We start from the raw sequence: 15,154 nt of genomic DNA, 5'->3' as shown, positions 1-15,154 counted from the left end.
TCCACAGCGGAACCGTCGCCGATCAAGCTGACGCGACGGCAGTACGGCAGCGACAATGCCAGTGAATGGCTTTGTCGCCTTTTCTCGGCAGGCCGTTCGTGCCGCTGGGGACGCACGCTCGTTCTTCAGTGTGGGGCGGTCGGTGCGCCGTTCCGGGTGAGCTGGTCGTAGGAGCACTAACCGATGGGCGAGGGGTACGCATGACCGACACCGGCCAGGTCCCGGGCGAGGGACTGCCGGAGAACGCAGGCATGGTGGAGCAGCCGGGCGTTCCCGCGCCCGACCCGTACACCTACCTCTCCGAGAGTTCCGCCGAAGACGAAGAGCTGCTGCTGCCCGGTGCCCAGGGCGCCTGGGGCAACGAGGTCGCCCCACCCGCGCCCGAGCCGGTCGTCGAGACCGTGCACGAGCCGGGACCGCACGAGACGGCCGGCCGGGACACCGGCTCGGTCGACCTCGGCGGTGTCCGCCTCCCCGAACCGGAGCGGGCGCAGGCACCCGGCCGCGCGTTCACGCGTGAGCCGGAGGCGCCGGCGGCGCCACGCCGTCCGCTGCACCTCGGCCCGCCCATCCCCAGCGCCACCACCGGCCCGGTCCGCTCGCTCGCCGACCGCGGCCCGGCCGACGTGCCGGTGCGCCAGGTCGGCCCGCCGACCGTCGGCCCGGAGTACCTCGACGTGCCGCGGCCCCGGGAGGCGGCCCCGCAGACGGCGGAGCCCTGGGGCGCCCCGGCGCCGGTGGGCGCGGGTGTGACGGCCCAGGCGGAAACGGTTGCTCCGTCGCCGCGGCCGGGGGGCGCCGCCCAGGCGCTCGTCGCCCGCGTCTCGACGGAGGCGGGCGGCACCGCCGGGGCGCAGGTCGCCCCGCAGGACGTTGGGCCGACGGCGGCGACGGCGCAGGCACCGGCGACACCTGCGGCGGCGGAGACCCCCGCGCCAGTGGCGGCAGCAACCGCGGAGGCATGGCAGGGCGACGCGGTGGCCTCCGGCACGGACACCGGTTCCGGCCAGGGGACGCAGGGCTCCAAGGATGCTGTGGGCGCTGTGGGCGCTGAGGGCGCTGAGAGGGCGTCCGCACCGACGGCGGCCGATGCGAACGGGTCCGGCACGGGCCCTGCCGCGGACGCCGTACCTCCCGTCGCTCCGGAGGCCGGCCAGGGCGCCGGGACCGTTCCGGCACCGGCTGCCGACGGGCAGGCCGCCGCGCCGGCCGACGCCGGGGCCACCGGGGCCGATGCCGCGGGGCAGGAGGCCTCCACCCCCGTTGTCGCCGTGGTGCCGGGAGCCTCGGACCAGGAGTCCGTGGCCGCTCGGACGCCGGAGAGCGTCACCCCCGACGCCGACCGACCCGACGCGGGCGCAGCGGATGCCGCTGCCCCCGAGGCGGGGACGACGACCGGTGACGCCGCCGTCCCCGCAGCGACCGACGAGGCGGACACCGGGGCCCACGAGCCCCACGGCCCGGTCGCCGACCTGACCGACCCGCACGTGGCCGCCCCTGCCGCGACCGCTGTCGGGGACGACGAGGCATCAGCCTCCGTACCCCTGGCCGCAGCTGACAGCGTTCCGGTCCCCGAGCACGTCTCCGCAACGGAGACGGAGCAGCCGATTCCCGTGTCCGTGCCCGCTCCCGGCCCGGTGGAGACGGCCGAAGCCCCCGAGCCCGCCGCACCCGCCCCTGACACGGCGCCCACTCCCGTCGCGGCAGCCGAACCGCTTCTCCGGCGGACGGAGGCCGAGCCGGCCGCCGAGAGCCTGAACAGCGGGCACCACCCGGTCGTGCCCCCGGTCCAGGGACCGCAGCAGGCCCAGACCCAGCCCCAGGCTCCGACCGCCCCCTTCGCCCCGCCCGTCCAGGAGGCGTGGGCGCCGCTTCCCGGGGCCTCGGCCCCCTCGGGCGCCGAGGCCCCCGCGCCGGACGCGACCCCTTCCGCCGGACCCGTGGCGGCCCCCGACGGCACTGTTCTCCCGGAGGCCCAGCCGGAGCAGACGCTGGGGGAGTTCGTCTCCGTGGAGGGGAGCGTTCCGACCGCCCCGCACCTCGCGCCGACGCCGCCGCAGCCCCTGATCCTCCCCACCGGGGAACAGCCCGCGGCGGAAGCCGCCGCCCCGCTGCCCGCACCCCGCCCGGCCGGCGCCGCCGACACCGACGCGGTGCCCACCACGCCGGCCCAGAACGAGCCGGCCCAGAACGAGCCGGCCCAGAACGAACCCGCGCAGAACGAACCCGCGCAGAACGAGCCGGCCCAGAACCCGGACGACCTGGACACCCAGGGCGCCGGAGTGCCCGACGCCGCACCGCCCGCCGGTCCCGCCGGTCCCCCCGCCCCCGGCTACGACGCCGCCGAGCGCGAGGCCGTGCTGAAGGTCATGCGGGAGCGCCGGGACATCCGTAACGGCTTCCGTGACGACCCCATCCCGCACGAGGTCCTGCTCCGTGTTCTGGAGGCCGCCCACACGGCGCCTTCCGTGGGCCACTCGCAGCCCTGGGACTTCGTCGTCATCCGTTCCGCCGAGACCCGGCGCGGCATGCACGAACTGGCCACGCGTCAGCGCGAGGCCTACGCCAAGTCCCTGCCCAAGGGCCGGGCGAAGCAGTTCAAGGAACTGAAGATCGAGGCCATCCTCGACACCCCGGTGAACATCGTCGTCACCGCCGACCCGACCCGCGGCGGCCGGCACACCCTGGGCCGCCACACCCAGCCCCGGATGGCGCCCTACTCCTCCGCGCTGGCCGTCGAGAACCTGTGGCTCGCCGCGCGCGCCGAGGGGCTCGGGGTCGGCTGGGTCAGCTTCTTCGACGAGCGCGAGATGGTCCGCGCGCTGGGCCTGCCCGAGCACCTCGAGGTCGTCGCCTACCTCTGCGTGGGCTACGTCGACGAGTTCCCGGACGAACCCGAGCTGATGCAGGCGGGCTGGTCCAAGCGCCGCCCGCTGTCCTGGGTCGTGCACGAGGAGACGTACGGCAGGCGCGCACTGCCCGGAGAGGACCCGCACGACCTGCTCGCGGAGACCGTCGCGCAGATCCGTCCGCTGGACGCCAAGGCGCTCGGCGAGGCGTGGGAGCGGCAGAAGCGCATGACCAAGCCGGCCGGCGCGCTCGGCATGCTGGAGATCATCTCCGCCCAGCTGGCCGGGCTGTCCCGCCAGTGCCCGCCGCCCGTCCCGGAGCCCGCGGCCGTCGCGGTCTTCGCGGGCGACCACGGCGTGCACGCCCAGGGCGTCACCCCGTGGCCGCAGGAGGTCACCGCCCAGATGGTGGCCAACTTCCTCGGTGGGGGAGCGGTCTGCAACGCCTTCGCCACCCAGGTGGGTGCCGAGGTCTGCGTCGTCGACGTGGGTGTGGCCTCCGACCTTCCGGCCACCCCCGGGCTGCTGCCGCGCAAGGTCCGGGCCGGAACCTCCGACATGACCACCGGCCCCGCGATGACCCGCGAGGAGGCCAAGCAGGCCGTCGAGGTGGGTATCGAGACCGCCCGCGACCTGGTCGCGGCCGGCAACAAGGCCCTGCTCACCGGTGAGATGGGCATCGCCAACACCACCGCGTCCGCCGCCCTGATCTCGGTCTTCACCGGCGCGGACCCGGCGGAGGTCACCGGCCGGGGCACCGGCATCAACGACGAGACCCTGGCCCGCAAGACCGAGGTCGTGCGCCGTGCCCTCGAACTGCACCAGCCGGATCCGGCCGACCCCCTCGGCGTCCTCGCCGCCGTCGGCGGCTTCGAGCACGCGGCCATGGTCGGCCTGCTCCTCGGCGGCGCGTCGCTGCGTACGCCGGTGATCCTGGACGGCGTCAGCGCCGGGGCCGCGGCCCTGGTGGCCCGTGCCATCGCCCCCGAGGTGCTGGCCGCCTGCATCGCCGGACACCGCAGCGCCGAGCCCGGCCATGTGGCCGCCCTCAACAAGCTGGGGCTGCGCCCGCTGGTCGACCTCGACCTGCGCCTCGGCGAGGGCACAGGTGCGTTGCTCGCCCTGCCGATGGTGCAGAGCACGGCGCGTGCCATGCACGAGGTGGCGACGTTCGACTCGGCGGGCGTCACCGAGAAGTAGCAGGCACCCGGCAAGGGGCGGGGCGGCGGCCGGTACTCCGTCGTCGCCCCGCCCCCGCCGTACGCTGAAGTCCCCATCCGCACACCGCACGTCAGGGCCGCTCCAGTGCCGTAGCGCCCGCGCACGCCGCCCGTACGAGGAGCCGCACCTCATGGCCGAACACCCCGCCTACCCCGTGGGCCTCCGCCTCACCGGCCGCCGAGTGGTCGTGCTCGGCGGTGGCCAGGTCGCCCAGCGCCGCCTGCCCGCCCTCATCGCGGCCGGCGGCGACATCCTTCTGGTCTCCCCCGAGGCGACGCCGTCGGTGGAGGCGATGGCGGACGCCGGCGAGATCACCTGGCAGCGGCGCCGGTACACCGAGGGCGACCTCGCGGACGCCTGGTACGCCCTGATCGCCACCGGCGACGACGAGGCCAACACCAGGGCCTCCGCCGAGGCGGAACGCCACCGCGTCTGGTGCGTCCGTTCCGACGACGCGGACCGGGCCACCGCCTGGACCCCGGCCACCGGGCACAGCGAGGGCGTCACCGTCGCCGTCCTCACCACGGACGCCAAGGGCCGCGACCCCCGCCGCACCGCCGCCATCCGCGACGCCGTGGTCGAGGGCCTGCGCGACGGCACCCTCGTCGCCCCGCACCACCGCACCCGCACCCCGGGCGTCGCCCTGGTCGGCGGCGGTCCCGGCGACCCGGACCTGATCACCGTGCGCGGCCGCCGGCTGCTCGCCGAGGCGGACGTCGTCATCGCCGACCGGCTCGGCCCGCGCGACCTGCTGGCCGAACTCCCGCCGCACGTCGAGGTGATCGACGCGGCGAAGATCCCGTACGGCCGGTTCATGGCGCAGGAGGCCATCAACAACGCGCTGATCGAACACGCCAGGCAGGGCAAGTCGGTGGTCCGGCTCAAGGGCGGCGACCCGTATGTCTTCGGCCGCGGCATGGAGGAGCTTCAGGCGCTCGCCGAGGCGGGCATCCCGTGCACGGTCGTCCCCGGCATCTCCAGCTCCATCTCGGTGCCGGGCGCTGCCGGGATTCCGGTCACCCACCGCGGTGTGGCCCATGAGTTCACCGTGGTCAGCGGCCATGTCGCGCCCGACGACGAGCGTTCCCTGGCCGACTGGCCGTCCCTGGCGAAGCTGACCGGCACCCTGGTGGTCCTCATGGGGGTCGACAAGATCGGCCGGATCGCCGAGACCCTCGTGGCGCACGGCAGGTCCCCGGACACCCCGGTCGCCCTGGTCCAGGAGGGCACCACGGCCGCGCAGCGCCGCGTCGACGCCACCCTCGCCACGGTCGCCGAGACCGTCCGCGCCGAGGAGGTCAGACCGCCGGCGGTGATCGTCATCGGGGAGGTCGTGAACGTCGGCCCCCCGTCCGCGCAGGTTCCGAAGCCTTCGCGGGCCTCGCGGTGACCCCGGGCGACCCCTCCGGAAGTAACCCTCGGTAACACGGCCGGTCCCGGCCGTTGGCACCCCATCCAGGACAAGGCAGTATCACCCCTGTGGCCGATCTCATCACCCTTGAGGACCCCGACGACCCGCGCCTGCACGACTACACGGGCCTGACCGACGTGGAGTTGCGCCGCACCCGCGAACCCGCCGAGGGCCTGTTCATCGCCGAGGGCGAGAAGGTCATCAGGCGCGCCAAGGACGCGGGCTACGAGATGCGCTCCATGCTGCTCTCGGCCAAGTGGGTCGACGTCATGCGTGACGTCATCGACGAACTCCCCGCGCCGGTCTACGCCGTGAGCCCAAAACTCGCCGAACAGGTCACCGGCTACCACGTGCACCGCGGCGCGCTCGCCTCCATGCAGCGCAAGCCACTGCCCACGGCGGCCGAACTCCTCCGCACCACCCGCCGGGTGGTGATCATGGAATCGGTCAACGACCACACCAACATCGGGGCCATCTTCCGCTCGGCGGCGGCCCTCGGCATGGACGCCGTCCTGCTCTCCCCGGACTGCGCCGACCCGCTCTACCGCCGCAGCGTCAAGGTCTCCATGGGCGCGGTCTTCTCCGTGCCGTACGCCCGGCTGGACAACTGGCCCAAGGGCCTGGAAACGGTCCGCGAGGCGGGCTTCACACTCCTCGCCCTGACACCCGACGAGAAGGCCCGAAGCCTCGACGAGGCCGCCCCGCACCGGATGGACCGGGTCGCCCTCATGCTGGGCGCGGAGGGCGACGGGCTGTCCACCCAGGCCCTGGTCGCGGCCGACGAACGGGTCCGCATCCCGATGTCCCACGGCGTCGACTCCCTCAACGTGGGCGCCGCGGCCGCGGTCGCCTTCTACGCGGTGGCGACGGGCCGACCGGCCCCGTGAGGGGTGCAGGACCTGTCAGGCGGATGCCGATCTGCGCCCGGATCAGCCGGACGGCCCTAGCCGCTCCGCCCCCACTCCTGCTGCTGGGCCCGCACGCCGTTGCCGCCGCCGTTGCCGTCGTCACCGAGTCCGTGTGCCGGGCCCTGGCAGCCCTGGACCAGGGCGATGCCGACCGCGACGACCAGCGTCACCACGACGAACACGAACAGCCGCTGCCGGAGCAGCCGCGGATTGGCCGGCCGCAGCCCGCCACCCGCCGTCCGGGGCCCGGGACGACGGGAGCCGGTGCTCGACCGGCTCGGGTTCCGCGACCCCGACGTGGACCGTGGGCCGGACCGGGACGGCGTACCACCGCGCGAGGCGCCCCCGCGTGACGCGCCGCCCCCGCGCGCCGCGGGCACCCGCCGGTCGCCGCGCCGCGGCGACGGCCCGCTCCCGGCCGGAGCGGCACCGCGTCCGGCGGACGCCCCGGACGGCGGGGGAGTGGCCCGGCCTCCGGACGCGCCCTGCTGACCCGGGGCCCGACGCTGCACGCGGTCCGGATAGGTGCCGGACTGTCGCCCGGTCATCCGCTCCGGCTCCGCGCCACGGGGTGCGGGCGGACGTACGTCGGCGAATCCCTGGCTCTCCCGCGCGGCGATCTCCTTGAGCCGCAGCGACAACTGGAGGGTGCTGGGCCGCTCCTCGGGGTCCTTCGCCAGACAGGCGCGGACGAGCGGCGCCAACGCGTCCGGGACATCGTGCAGGTGAGCCTCCTCGTGCACGACGCGGTACAGCATCACCTCGGAACTGCCCTGCCCGAAGGGCGAGTCGCCCATCGACGCGTACGCGAGCGTGGCACCCAGCGAGAACACGTCCGTGGCCGGAGTGACGGCCGCGCCGCGCACCTGTTCCGGGGCGAGGAAGCCGGGGGAGCCGACCGCCGTACCGACGTGGGTGAGCGTCGAGGCGCCGGTGGCCCAGGCGATGCCGAAGTCGATGATCCGCGGTCCCTTCGGGGACAGCAGGATGTTGGACGGCTTCAGGTCCCGGTGCACCACCCCGGCCTCGTGGACGGCGACCAGCCCCTCCGACAGGGCCGCGCCGACCGCGGCGACCTCGGCCGCGCCGAGCGGCCCCTCATCGGCGACCCGGTCGTGCAGCGACGGGCCGGGCACGTACTGCGTGGCGAACCACGGCCGGTCCGCGTCCAGGTCGGCGGCCACCAGGCGGGCCGTGCACCCGCCGCGGATCCGGCGCGCGGCGGAGACCTCGCGGGCGAACCGCGAACGGAACTCCTGGTCCTCCGCCAGATCGGGCCGGATGACCTTCAGCGCCACCCGCTGCCCCTTCTTGTCGGAGCCCAGGTAGACGACACCCATACCGCCCGCACCGAGCCGTCGGTGAAGCCTGAAAGAGCCGACGACGCGCGGGTCCTCGCGCCTCAGGCGCATCATCGCCATGTTCATCCCCGCTGCCCGGTCCTGTGACGTGCCTCAGCTTACGTTTCCCCGGGCGCCCTTGCGCAGAGGCCGCGCCCTCTCGCGACGACGGATTGTCAGTGGTGGGTGGGAAAATCGAAGAGTGGTCGGGGAAGGCGCGAGCATGCCGGGCCCGCGCCCGAGCATGATCCCAACCACTTGACACCGAAGGGGGATTGATCAAGTGAAGGGTGATCGTGTGGAGATAGTCGTGGACGCGGGGGACACGACGCGGACGTACGAGGTGGTGGCGAGCAGGGCGGGCCGCAGGGTGGAGACAGCGGTGCGCCGGGGCGTGGTGGAAGTGAGTGAAGTCACGCGTACGGGCTCGGTGGTGCGGACCGCCCGTTTCATGGCGAACCGCGTGCTCGCGCTGGTCGAGCAGCCGGTGCCGAGGGCGGACGACTCCGAGTAGGCGAGGGGACGGGCGGGGCGGCCCGGAGCGGCCGCCCCCTCGGGGATGTCCCTGACATGGAGGAGCCGGTCTCCACCCAGGGGAGTACGCCGCAGGGCATGGCTCATCCTCCGGGAGGCCCGGTAATCGGTACGAGGGCATGACGTCCGGGCGGCGCCGGACCCCTAGATTTGAGGTCGAGCGGCGGGTGCGGTACTCGTCCCCCGAGGTCGGACGCCCGCCGCTGCCCAAGGCGCACAAAAGCACCTGAGGCAGCATGACAACAGAAACGGTCAGGAGATGGGTCATGGCCCACACGGCACCGCGGACACTCGTCCGCACGCGGGTACAGCAGGCGGGCATCGCCGCGTTCCGCCCGCGCCGCGAGGGCCGTCGCCACCCCGTGGTGGCGACGCTCATGGCTCTCCCCCTGGCGGTCCTGCTCCTCCTCGTCTTCGACGGGTGGGAGACGGTGGCCACACAGGCGTCGTCCGTGGGCGAGATGCTGGGGCGCTGAGCGGCGACCCCAGGCCCGGAAGAGCGGTCCGGGCGGGGACATCCACCCATGAAACCCCGTGGGGACGGGGGTGCGGCGGACGGCACAAATGCCGGCGCAGCTGGGGAGCTGCGCCGGCACTTTTCCGTGCCCGGACCCGTCCGACGGATCAGGCCGCAGAGAACCCTCGGCACCGCGTCATCGCGGTGAGCGGTGTCTCGCCCGCGCCACCGGGGCCGACGCCGGTCATGGCCCCGCGTACGCTCTCCCCAGGCCGCACCCTGGGAGTCCCGTGACAGTCACCACCCTTCTTCCCGACCTCACCGCCCGGGCCGAAGGCGTCGCCCACAGCCGCGCCCCCACCTGCCCCTGCGGGGCGGCCGGCACCCTGGCCGACCGCCCGGACGGCACCGTCGTCCGGCACGCGGACACCGTCGCGAAGGCCCACGCCCCGGACACCGACGCCGGCGAACTGGCCCGGCGCCTCACCATTTCCGCCGGGCTCCCGGACGTGTTCCTGCCCTCGCTCGGACCGGCACCGGTCGACCTGCACGGACGCCTCGTGACCTTCTGGCCGTACGGCAGCCCGGTCGACCCGGACGACCCCGACGCCGCCCCCTGGGAGGCCGTCGGCACCCTGCTCGCCCTGCTGCACCGCGCACCCGTGCCCGAGTCGGCGCCGGACATGCGCGGCCCCCTCAAGGCGGCCCGTGCCGTCGCCGGGCTCCGCGCCGTCGGCGATCACCCGGCCGCGGCTCCCGTGCTGCGGGCCTGGGCGGCCCTGCCCGCCTGGGCGCGCGCCGAGGCCCCCATGCCGCAGCCGGCCGCCCTGTGCCACGGCGATCTCCACCTGGGCCAGCTGGTACGCCTGGCCGAGGGGCCCTGGCGACTGATAGACATCGACGATCTGGGCGCGGGCACCCCGGCCTGGGACCTCGCACGCCCCGCGGCCTGGTTCGCCTGCGGGCTGCTGCGGGGGGAGGAATGGACCCGGTTCCTCGACGCCTACCGGACCGCGGGCGGAACCGCGTTCGGTCCGGGGGACGACCCCTGGACCGCCCTGGACGTCCCGGCCCGCGCCCTCACCGTGCAGACCGCCGCGCGAACGGTCACCAAGGCCGTGGCGGAGGGGCGGGACCTGGACGAGCTGGACCGTGCCGTGGTCGACGCCTGTCGGCGAATGGCCGCGATCCCGGGCCAGTCGACGCGCAAGTCGACGAAGTAGGGTGCAACCGACCACACCCGGACGGAGTCTGTCCTGGCGAAACACGAAGCAGGGCCGACCGGCGAGGAGTTGACCGAACATGCAGTGTCCGAAGTGTCGTGCGCCGATGCACACCTACAACCGCAACGGTGTCCAGATCGAGCAGTGCAGCGGCTGCCGAGGCATCTTTCTCGACTACGGCGAACTCGAGTCGCTGACCCGGCTGGAGGCCCAGTGGTCCCAGCCCGCGCCGCCCGCCGCCCCGCAGGCGTACCCGGCGGCGCCGCAGCCCGCTTGGGGCGCCCCGCACGGCGGTCACCACTACGGCCACCACCGGAACAAGGGCTTCGGCCGTATGCTGTTCTCGTCCTGATCGCACCCCGAGGACGACGGAACCCCCGGCCGCTGAACGGCCGGGGGTTCCGGGGTGGTGGACGATACTGGGATTGAACCAGTGACCTCTTCCGTGTCAGGGAAGCGCTCTCCCGCTGAGCTAATCGTCCTCGGGACCACGATCGCTCCGAGGAGCGGATCGCGGACGGTGCGTGCGCGATACTGGGATTGAACCAGTGACCTCTTCCGTGTCAGGGAAGCGCTCTCCCGCTGAGCTAATCGCGCGGAGGATCCGAAGATCCAGTGGACGATACTGGGATTGAACCAGTGACCTCTTCCGTGTCAGGGAAGCGCTCTCCCGCTGAGCTAATCGTCCATGGAGGTGGAGACGGGATTTGAACCCGTGTAGACGGCTTTGCAGGCCGTTGCCTCGCCTCTCGGCCACTCCACCAGGAGCGTGGGGGCCCGGGAGGCCCCCGTTCCTTCGAGCGGACGACGAGGTTCGAACTCGCGACCTCAACCTTGGCAAGGTTGCGCTCTACCAACTGAGCTACGTCCGCCTGTCGGTCCGGTCCGCTTCCGCGTCCCGGCGACGTGGTGAACTCTAGCGGATTCCGGGGCCAGTACAAAAACCCGTTTGTGCAGCGTGCTGCGCTGCGCCCGCCCACGGACACGGCCAGGTCACCTCGGCGTCCCCCGCCATAGACTCGACGACGTGCTCGATCTCCCGCCCCTCGCCCGTTTCGGCAGCCGCGTGGCCACCGGACTCCTCGACGTCACCGACGACCCCGAGGCACTGGACTCCCGTGGCTTCTGGGCCGTCTGCGCGGACTTCGAGGGCCGTCTGACCTGCGCACGGTTCCGGGACGTCCGCGAGCAGCCGGTGCCCGCGCCCGTGCCCGGCGGCTGGCAGGGGCCCGCCGTCGGCGACTGGGCATCCTCCCTCGACCACGAGGCGTACGTGGCCGGCGTCCGGCGCATCCGCGAGCACATAGCCGCCGGCGAGGTGTACCAGGCCAACCTCTGCCGGGTGCTCTCCGCACCCGTCCCGGCCGACGCCGACGTGGACGCCCTCACCGCCCTGCTGGCACGCGGCAACCCGGCCCCGTACGCGGGAACGATCCGCCTGCCCGGACACGGTGTGGAGATCGCCACCGCGTCGCCCGAGCTCTTCCTGAGCCGCGCGGGGCGGACCGTCGAGTCCGGGCCGATCAAGGGCACCGGGCGCACCGAGGCCGACCTCCTGGACAAGGACCATGCCGAGAACGTGATGATCGTGGACCTCGTCCGCAACGACCTCGGACAGGTCTGCGCCACCGGCAGCGTCACGGTGCCCGACCTGTGCGCCGTCGAGAAGCATCCGGGGCTGGTGCACCTCGTGTCCACGGTGCGGGGCGAACTGCGGCCCGGGGCCGGCTGGCCCGACCTGTTCGCCGCCGCGTTCCCGCCCGGCTCCGTCACCGGCGCGCCCAAGTCGAGCGCCCTGCGGATCATCGGCGCCCTGGAACGGGCGCCCCGCGGCCCGTACTGCGGCGGCATCGGCTGGGTCGACGCCGACCGGGGCACCGCCGGGCTGGCGGTGGGCATCCGCACCTTCTGGATCGACCGGCGGGCGGACGGCGCCGCCGTGCTCCGGTTCGGCACCGGCGCCGGCATCACCTGGGGATCGGACCCGGAGAGGGAGTGGCGGGAGACCGAACTGAAGGCGTCCCGGCTGCTCGCGGTAGCGTCGGGCAGGCACGAGGTGAGTGAAGGGACCTAGAGGTGAAGATCTGGCTCGACGGCGGGCTGCAGGACACCGAGTCCGCCCGCGTCTCCGCCTTCGACCACGGACTGACCGTGGGCGACGGCATCTTCGAGACGGTGAAGGCCGTGAACGGCAGACCGTTCGCGCTGACCCGGCATCTGGACCGGCTGGCCCGCTCGGCCCGCGGCCTCGGCCTGCCCGAACCCGACGCCGACGAGGTCCGCCACGCCTGCGCGGCCGTCCTCGAGGCCAACCCGATGCCGCTCGGCCGGCTGCGCATCACCTACACCGGCGGCCACGGCCCCCTCGGCTCCGACCGCGGCGAACACGGTCCGACGCTCCTCGTCGCCCTGGGCGACACCACCCGCCGTCCCGACTCCACCGCCGTGATCACCGTCCCCTGGACCCGCAACGAACGCGGCGCGCTCACCGGCCTGAAGACCACCTCCTACGCCGAGAACGTGGTCGCCCTCGCCCGCGCCCGTGAACAGGGTGCCTCCGAGGCGCTGTTCGGCAACACGGTCGGCCGGCTCTGCGAGGGCACGGGCTCGAACGTCTTCGTGGTCCTGGACGGCGAGATCCACACCCCGCCGGTCGCCTCCGGCTGCCTCGCTGGCATCACCCGGGCGCTGGTCATCCAGTGGACCGGCGCCGCCGAGACCGATCTGCCGATGGACGTCCTCCAGCGGGCCGACGAGATCTTCCTCACCTCCACCTTGCGGGACGTGCAGGCCGTGCACCGTGTCGACGACCGTGAACTGCCGGGCGCGCCGGGCCCGGTGACCGCCAAGGCCATGCGGATCTTCGACGAGCACGCCACGGCCGACCTCGATCCGTGAGCGCGCGGAAATTCGGCTGACCCGACGGGCCGCAGTGGGTAGAACACCGGTGATGACCACGACCCTGCGGCCGGCCGAGCCGCTCCAGGAGAATCCCGACGGCACGCGTTCCCGCCGCTACCAGGTGTGCGTGAACAGCCGTCCCGTCGGACGCGTACGACTCGGCACCGTGCCCGTCCTCGGTGACGCCGTGGCCCGGATCATGAGCCTGCGGATCGAGGAGCCGGACCGCAGACGCGGCCGGGGCACGGTGGCCGCGCTCGCCGCCGAGGAGATCGCGCGGAGCTGGGGCTGCCGCCGCATCGAGGCGAGCGTCCCCGCTGACCCCGGTGCTGACGCCGCCTTCCGCCTCGCCACGGCGCTCGGCTACGTCGTACGCAACTACGCCATGGAAAAGGTGCTGGGCGACGCCCCGCCCGCCCTGCCGGAGGGCAGCCACGCACGGCCGATGACCGATGCCGAGTACGGCCCGTGGTCCGCCAAGAGCGAGGCGGACTACGCGCAGAGCTGGGCCGAGCGCGGCGTGCCGGAGGCCGAGGCGCGGGCCAAGGCGGCCGGGGACCGTGCCGCCCTGCTGCCCGACGGACTCAGGACCGAGGGCATGCTCCTCAGCGTCCTCGAACACCGGGGCACAGCCGTGGGCACACTGTGGCTCGCGGTGCGCGGGGAGCGTGCGTTCGTGTTCGACGTCGAGGCCGGCGCCGCGCACCGCGGCCGGGGGCACGGACGCTCCCTCATGCGGCTCGCCGAGGCCCAGGCGGTCGCCGCCGGGAAACGGGCCATCGGGCTCAACGTCTTCACGGGCAACACCCCGGCGGAGCGGCTCTACGCGTCACTCGGCTACCGGACGACGCGGTACGCGATGTACAAGCACCTGCTGTGACGGGGCCACGTGGCAGGTGGGGCCGGCTCGGGGAGGCCGAGCGGCCCAGGTCCACCCCTACTGCTCGGCCAGCAGCCGGTCCGTGATCTCCTCGATGCGCTCGCGCAGGCCCTCCTGGCTCTTGCCGCCGTCGAGGCGCTCGCCACCGATGACATAGGTCGGAGTGCCGGTCACCCCGATCGCCTTGCCCTCGGCCTGGTCCGCGTCCACGATCAGGATGTGCCGGCCGTCGATCAGCGCGGTGTCGAACTCCTCGGCATCCAGCCCGAGTTCCCGGGCGACCTGGACCAGGAAGGGCTCTCCCCCACGGGCCAGCTCCTCGACCCGCCCCAGCACGGCCTCGACGTACTCCCAGCCCCGCCCCTGCTCGACCGCCTCCTCGACGGCCTGCGCGGCGGCGAAGGCGTGCTTGTGCTTCTCCAGCGGGAAATGCCGCAGCCGTACCTCCAGACGGTCGCCGTAGCGGGCACGCAGGGCGCGGAGATCGTCGAGGGCGCCGCGGCAGTCCGGGCACTGCAGCTCGCACCACACGTCGAGAACGGGGGCGGCGACGCGGTCGGGGGAGGAGTCACTCATGGCCGACAGTCTCCCAGCCCCGTCCCACAGCACCCAATCGGACCTCGGACGATCGTCCGTACCGGGTCCGACGAGGGAGTGCGGCGCACCGGCACCTGGGGAGGAGCCGACCCGGAGATGTCCCTGATCTGCGATCGGAGCATGGCCCGACGGGGTCCGGAAGGTGCAGGATGGAAGGAAACGAAGTGCTGGTTGTCACGTGCCCGTCGCCACCGAACCGACCCTGCCTGGAGGACCGGATGATTGCCGAGACCGTCTGTGCCGCCGTCTCCGCGGCCGGCCTGGGCATCGCGCTGGTCACGGCGTGGCGCAAGCGCTTCCTCGCCGCGACCCGCATCGCCGCCTACTCTCTCGTTCCCATCGGCCTGGTGATGACCGGCGTCGTCGAGTGGCTGGCCGACACCGCCTTCAGCCCCACGGCCTGGGCCGGCTTCGGGCTGCTGGGCCTGGCCTGGGTGCTGTTCATGACCACACGAGCGGTGGAGCGCCGTCGCGGCGGCACACGCGAGGAGCGGAAGGGACGCAAGGAGCGCCGCTCGGCCGAGGCGGCCGCCCAGCCCGGGGCGGTGGCCCCGAAGGCCTCGGCGCCCTCACTGGGCCAGGGCTCCCGCCCGGCGTCCCGGCCCGCGGCCGGGGGCGACGACGACTTCAGCGACATCGAGGCGATCCTCAAGAAGCACGGCATATGAAGGTGCCGCACATGAAAGTGCCGCTCCGCAGGTGACGGGTGCGACGCGGGGGCTGAGTCGGAGAAACGACTGAAACGTCACAGTCAGTCCCGGAGTGCCCGTAAACGATCGCGATTCGGGCCGTAGGCCACGGAATCGGTGAACTCGCGTTCACACCCTGAGTGG

At 73.7% G+C, this 15,154-nt stretch carries 13 protein-coding genes and 5 tRNA genes; 11 read left to right on the top strand and 7 right to left on the bottom strand.

Annotated elements, in window-relative coordinates:
- The first annotated feature begins 200 nt into the window (after positions 1-200).
- From cobT to ACVW19_RS05475, 3 genes are all read left to right on the top strand, one after another.
- Positions 201-4,049, top strand: a complete 3,849-nt coding sequence (cobT, locus tag ACVW19_RS05485; RefSeq protein ID WP_457457122.1) for a nicotinate-nucleotide--dimethylbenzimidazole phosphoribosyltransferase — start codon at positions 201-203, stop codon at positions 4,047-4,049.
- A 151-nt stretch (positions 4,050-4,200) separates the two neighbouring features.
- The gene (gene cobA / locus ACVW19_RS05480) at positions 4,201-5,460 is read left to right on the top strand and encodes a uroporphyrinogen-III C-methyltransferase (RefSeq protein WP_457457120.1); all 1,260 of its coding nucleotides are present in this window, start codon (positions 4,201-4,203) and stop codon (positions 5,458-5,460) included.
- A gap of 89 nt (positions 5,461-5,549) precedes the next feature.
- Positions 5,550-6,368: a TrmH family RNA methyltransferase gene (locus ACVW19_RS05475; protein ID WP_457457119.1), complete on the top strand. Its 819-nt coding sequence runs from the start codon at positions 5,550-5,552 to the stop codon at positions 6,366-6,368.
- 56 nt (positions 6,369-6,424) lie between these two features.
- Here the strand turns inward: ACVW19_RS05475 and ACVW19_RS05470 are convergent, their stop codons facing one another.
- Positions 6,425-7,816, bottom strand: coding sequence for a protein kinase domain-containing protein (locus tag ACVW19_RS05470; RefSeq protein WP_457457117.1), 1,392 nt, complete (start codon positions 7,814-7,816; stop codon positions 6,425-6,427).
- 196 nt (positions 7,817-8,012) lie between these two features.
- Between ACVW19_RS05470 and ACVW19_RS05465 the strand changes: the two genes are divergently transcribed.
- The 4 genes from ACVW19_RS05465 to ACVW19_RS05450 all read left to right on the top strand — a co-directional run bounded on the left by ACVW19_RS05465 (position 8,013) and on the right by ACVW19_RS05450 (position 10,295).
- The gene (locus ACVW19_RS05465; protein ID WP_109379505.1) at positions 8,013-8,243 is read left to right on the top strand and encodes a hypothetical protein; all 231 of its coding nucleotides are present in this window, start codon (positions 8,013-8,015) and stop codon (positions 8,241-8,243) included.
- A gap of 286 nt (positions 8,244-8,529) precedes the next feature.
- Positions 8,530-8,739: a hypothetical protein gene (locus tag ACVW19_RS05460; RefSeq protein ID WP_457457115.1), complete on the top strand. Its 210-nt coding sequence runs from the start codon at positions 8,530-8,532 to the stop codon at positions 8,737-8,739.
- Positions 8,740-9,010: 271 nt separating this feature from the next.
- Positions 9,011-9,943 (top strand): phosphotransferase family protein, encoded by a 933-nt coding sequence (locus ACVW19_RS05455; protein WP_457457113.1) that lies wholly within the window; start codon positions 9,011-9,013, stop codon positions 9,941-9,943.
- A gap of 79 nt (positions 9,944-10,022) precedes the next feature.
- Positions 10,023-10,295, top strand: a complete 273-nt coding sequence (locus ACVW19_RS05450) for a TFIIB-type zinc ribbon-containing protein (protein ID WP_457457111.1) — start codon at positions 10,023-10,025, stop codon at positions 10,293-10,295.
- Positions 10,296-10,350: 55 nt separating this feature from the next.
- Here ACVW19_RS05450 and ACVW19_RS05445 read toward each other — a convergent pair.
- The 5 genes from ACVW19_RS05445 to ACVW19_RS05425 all read right to left on the bottom strand — a co-directional run bounded on the left by ACVW19_RS05445 (position 10,351) and on the right by ACVW19_RS05425 (position 10,815).
- Positions 10,351-10,425 (bottom strand) — tRNA-Val (locus tag ACVW19_RS05445).
- Positions 10,426-10,468: 43 nt separating this feature from the next.
- Positions 10,469-10,540 (bottom strand) — tRNA-Val (locus ACVW19_RS05440).
- Positions 10,541-10,559: 19 nt separating this feature from the next.
- A tRNA-Val gene (locus tag ACVW19_RS05435) sits at positions 10,560-10,631 on the bottom strand.
- A gap of 1 nt (position 10,632) precedes the next feature.
- Positions 10,633-10,706 (bottom strand) — tRNA-Cys (locus ACVW19_RS05430).
- A 36-nt stretch (positions 10,707-10,742) separates the two neighbouring features.
- Positions 10,743-10,815, bottom strand: a tRNA-Gly gene (locus ACVW19_RS05425).
- Between the two features lie 155 nt (positions 10,816-10,970).
- On the opposite strand from ACVW19_RS05425, the gene ACVW19_RS05420 reads away from it, so the two are divergent.
- The 3 genes from ACVW19_RS05420 to ACVW19_RS05410 are packed head-to-tail and all read left to right on the top strand — an operon-like array spanning position 10,971 to position 13,724.
- Complete coding sequence (locus tag ACVW19_RS05420) at positions 10,971-12,017, top strand: chorismate-binding protein (protein ID WP_457457109.1); 1,047 nt, start codon at positions 10,971-10,973, stop codon at positions 12,015-12,017.
- Between the two features lie 2 nt (positions 12,018-12,019).
- Positions 12,020-12,841 (top strand): aminotransferase class IV, encoded by an 822-nt coding sequence (locus ACVW19_RS05415; RefSeq protein ID WP_457457107.1) that lies wholly within the window; start codon positions 12,020-12,022, stop codon positions 12,839-12,841.
- 52 nt (positions 12,842-12,893) lie between these two features.
- Complete coding sequence (locus ACVW19_RS05410; RefSeq protein ID WP_457457105.1) at positions 12,894-13,724, top strand: GNAT family N-acetyltransferase; 831 nt, start codon at positions 12,894-12,896, stop codon at positions 13,722-13,724.
- Between the two features lie 57 nt (positions 13,725-13,781).
- Here the strand turns inward: ACVW19_RS05410 and ACVW19_RS05405 are convergent, their stop codons facing one another.
- Positions 13,782-14,300 (bottom strand): DsbA family protein, encoded by a 519-nt coding sequence (locus ACVW19_RS05405; RefSeq protein WP_457457103.1) that lies wholly within the window; start codon positions 14,298-14,300, stop codon positions 13,782-13,784.
- A gap of 239 nt (positions 14,301-14,539) precedes the next feature.
- On the opposite strand from ACVW19_RS05405, the gene ACVW19_RS05400 reads away from it, so the two are divergent.
- Positions 14,540-14,989 carry a hypothetical protein gene (locus ACVW19_RS05400; RefSeq protein ID WP_457457101.1) on the top strand — a complete coding sequence of 150 codons (450 nt, stop codon included), beginning with the start codon at positions 14,540-14,542 and terminating at the stop codon, positions 14,987-14,989.
- Positions 14,990-15,154: the final 165 nt, after the last annotated feature.

This window comes from Streptomyces sp. TE5632, assembly GCF_054061295.1.
This window is presented reverse-complemented; position numbering and strand designations above follow the sequence as displayed.

Bases quoted from the DNA above. Each gene is read 5' to 3' on its own strand.
- cobT (WP_457457122.1), top strand. From the start codon at position 201: ATGACCGACACCGGCCAGGTCCCGGGCGAGGGACTGCCGGAGAACGCA.
- cobA (WP_457457120.1), top strand. From the start codon at position 4,201: ATGGCCGAACACCCCGCCTACCCCGTGGGCCTCCGCCTCACCGGCCGC.
- ACVW19_RS05470 (WP_457457117.1), bottom strand. From the start codon at position 7,816: ATGAACATGGCGATGATGCGCCTGAGGCGCGAGGACCCGCGCGTCGTC.
- ACVW19_RS05460 (WP_457457115.1), top strand. From the start codon at position 8,530: ATGGCCCACACGGCACCGCGGACACTCGTCCGCACGCGGGTACAGCAG.
- ACVW19_RS05450 (WP_457457111.1), top strand. From the start codon at position 10,023: ATGCAGTGTCCGAAGTGTCGTGCGCCGATGCACACCTACAACCGCAAC.
- ACVW19_RS05410 (WP_457457105.1), top strand. From the start codon at position 12,894: ATGACCACGACCCTGCGGCCGGCCGAGCCGCTCCAGGAGAATCCCGAC.
- ACVW19_RS05405 (WP_457457103.1), bottom strand. From the start codon at position 14,300: ATGAGTGACTCCTCCCCCGACCGCGTCGCCGCCCCCGTTCTCGACGTG.
- ACVW19_RS05400 (WP_457457101.1), top strand. From the start codon at position 14,540: ATGATTGCCGAGACCGTCTGTGCCGCCGTCTCCGCGGCCGGCCTGGGC.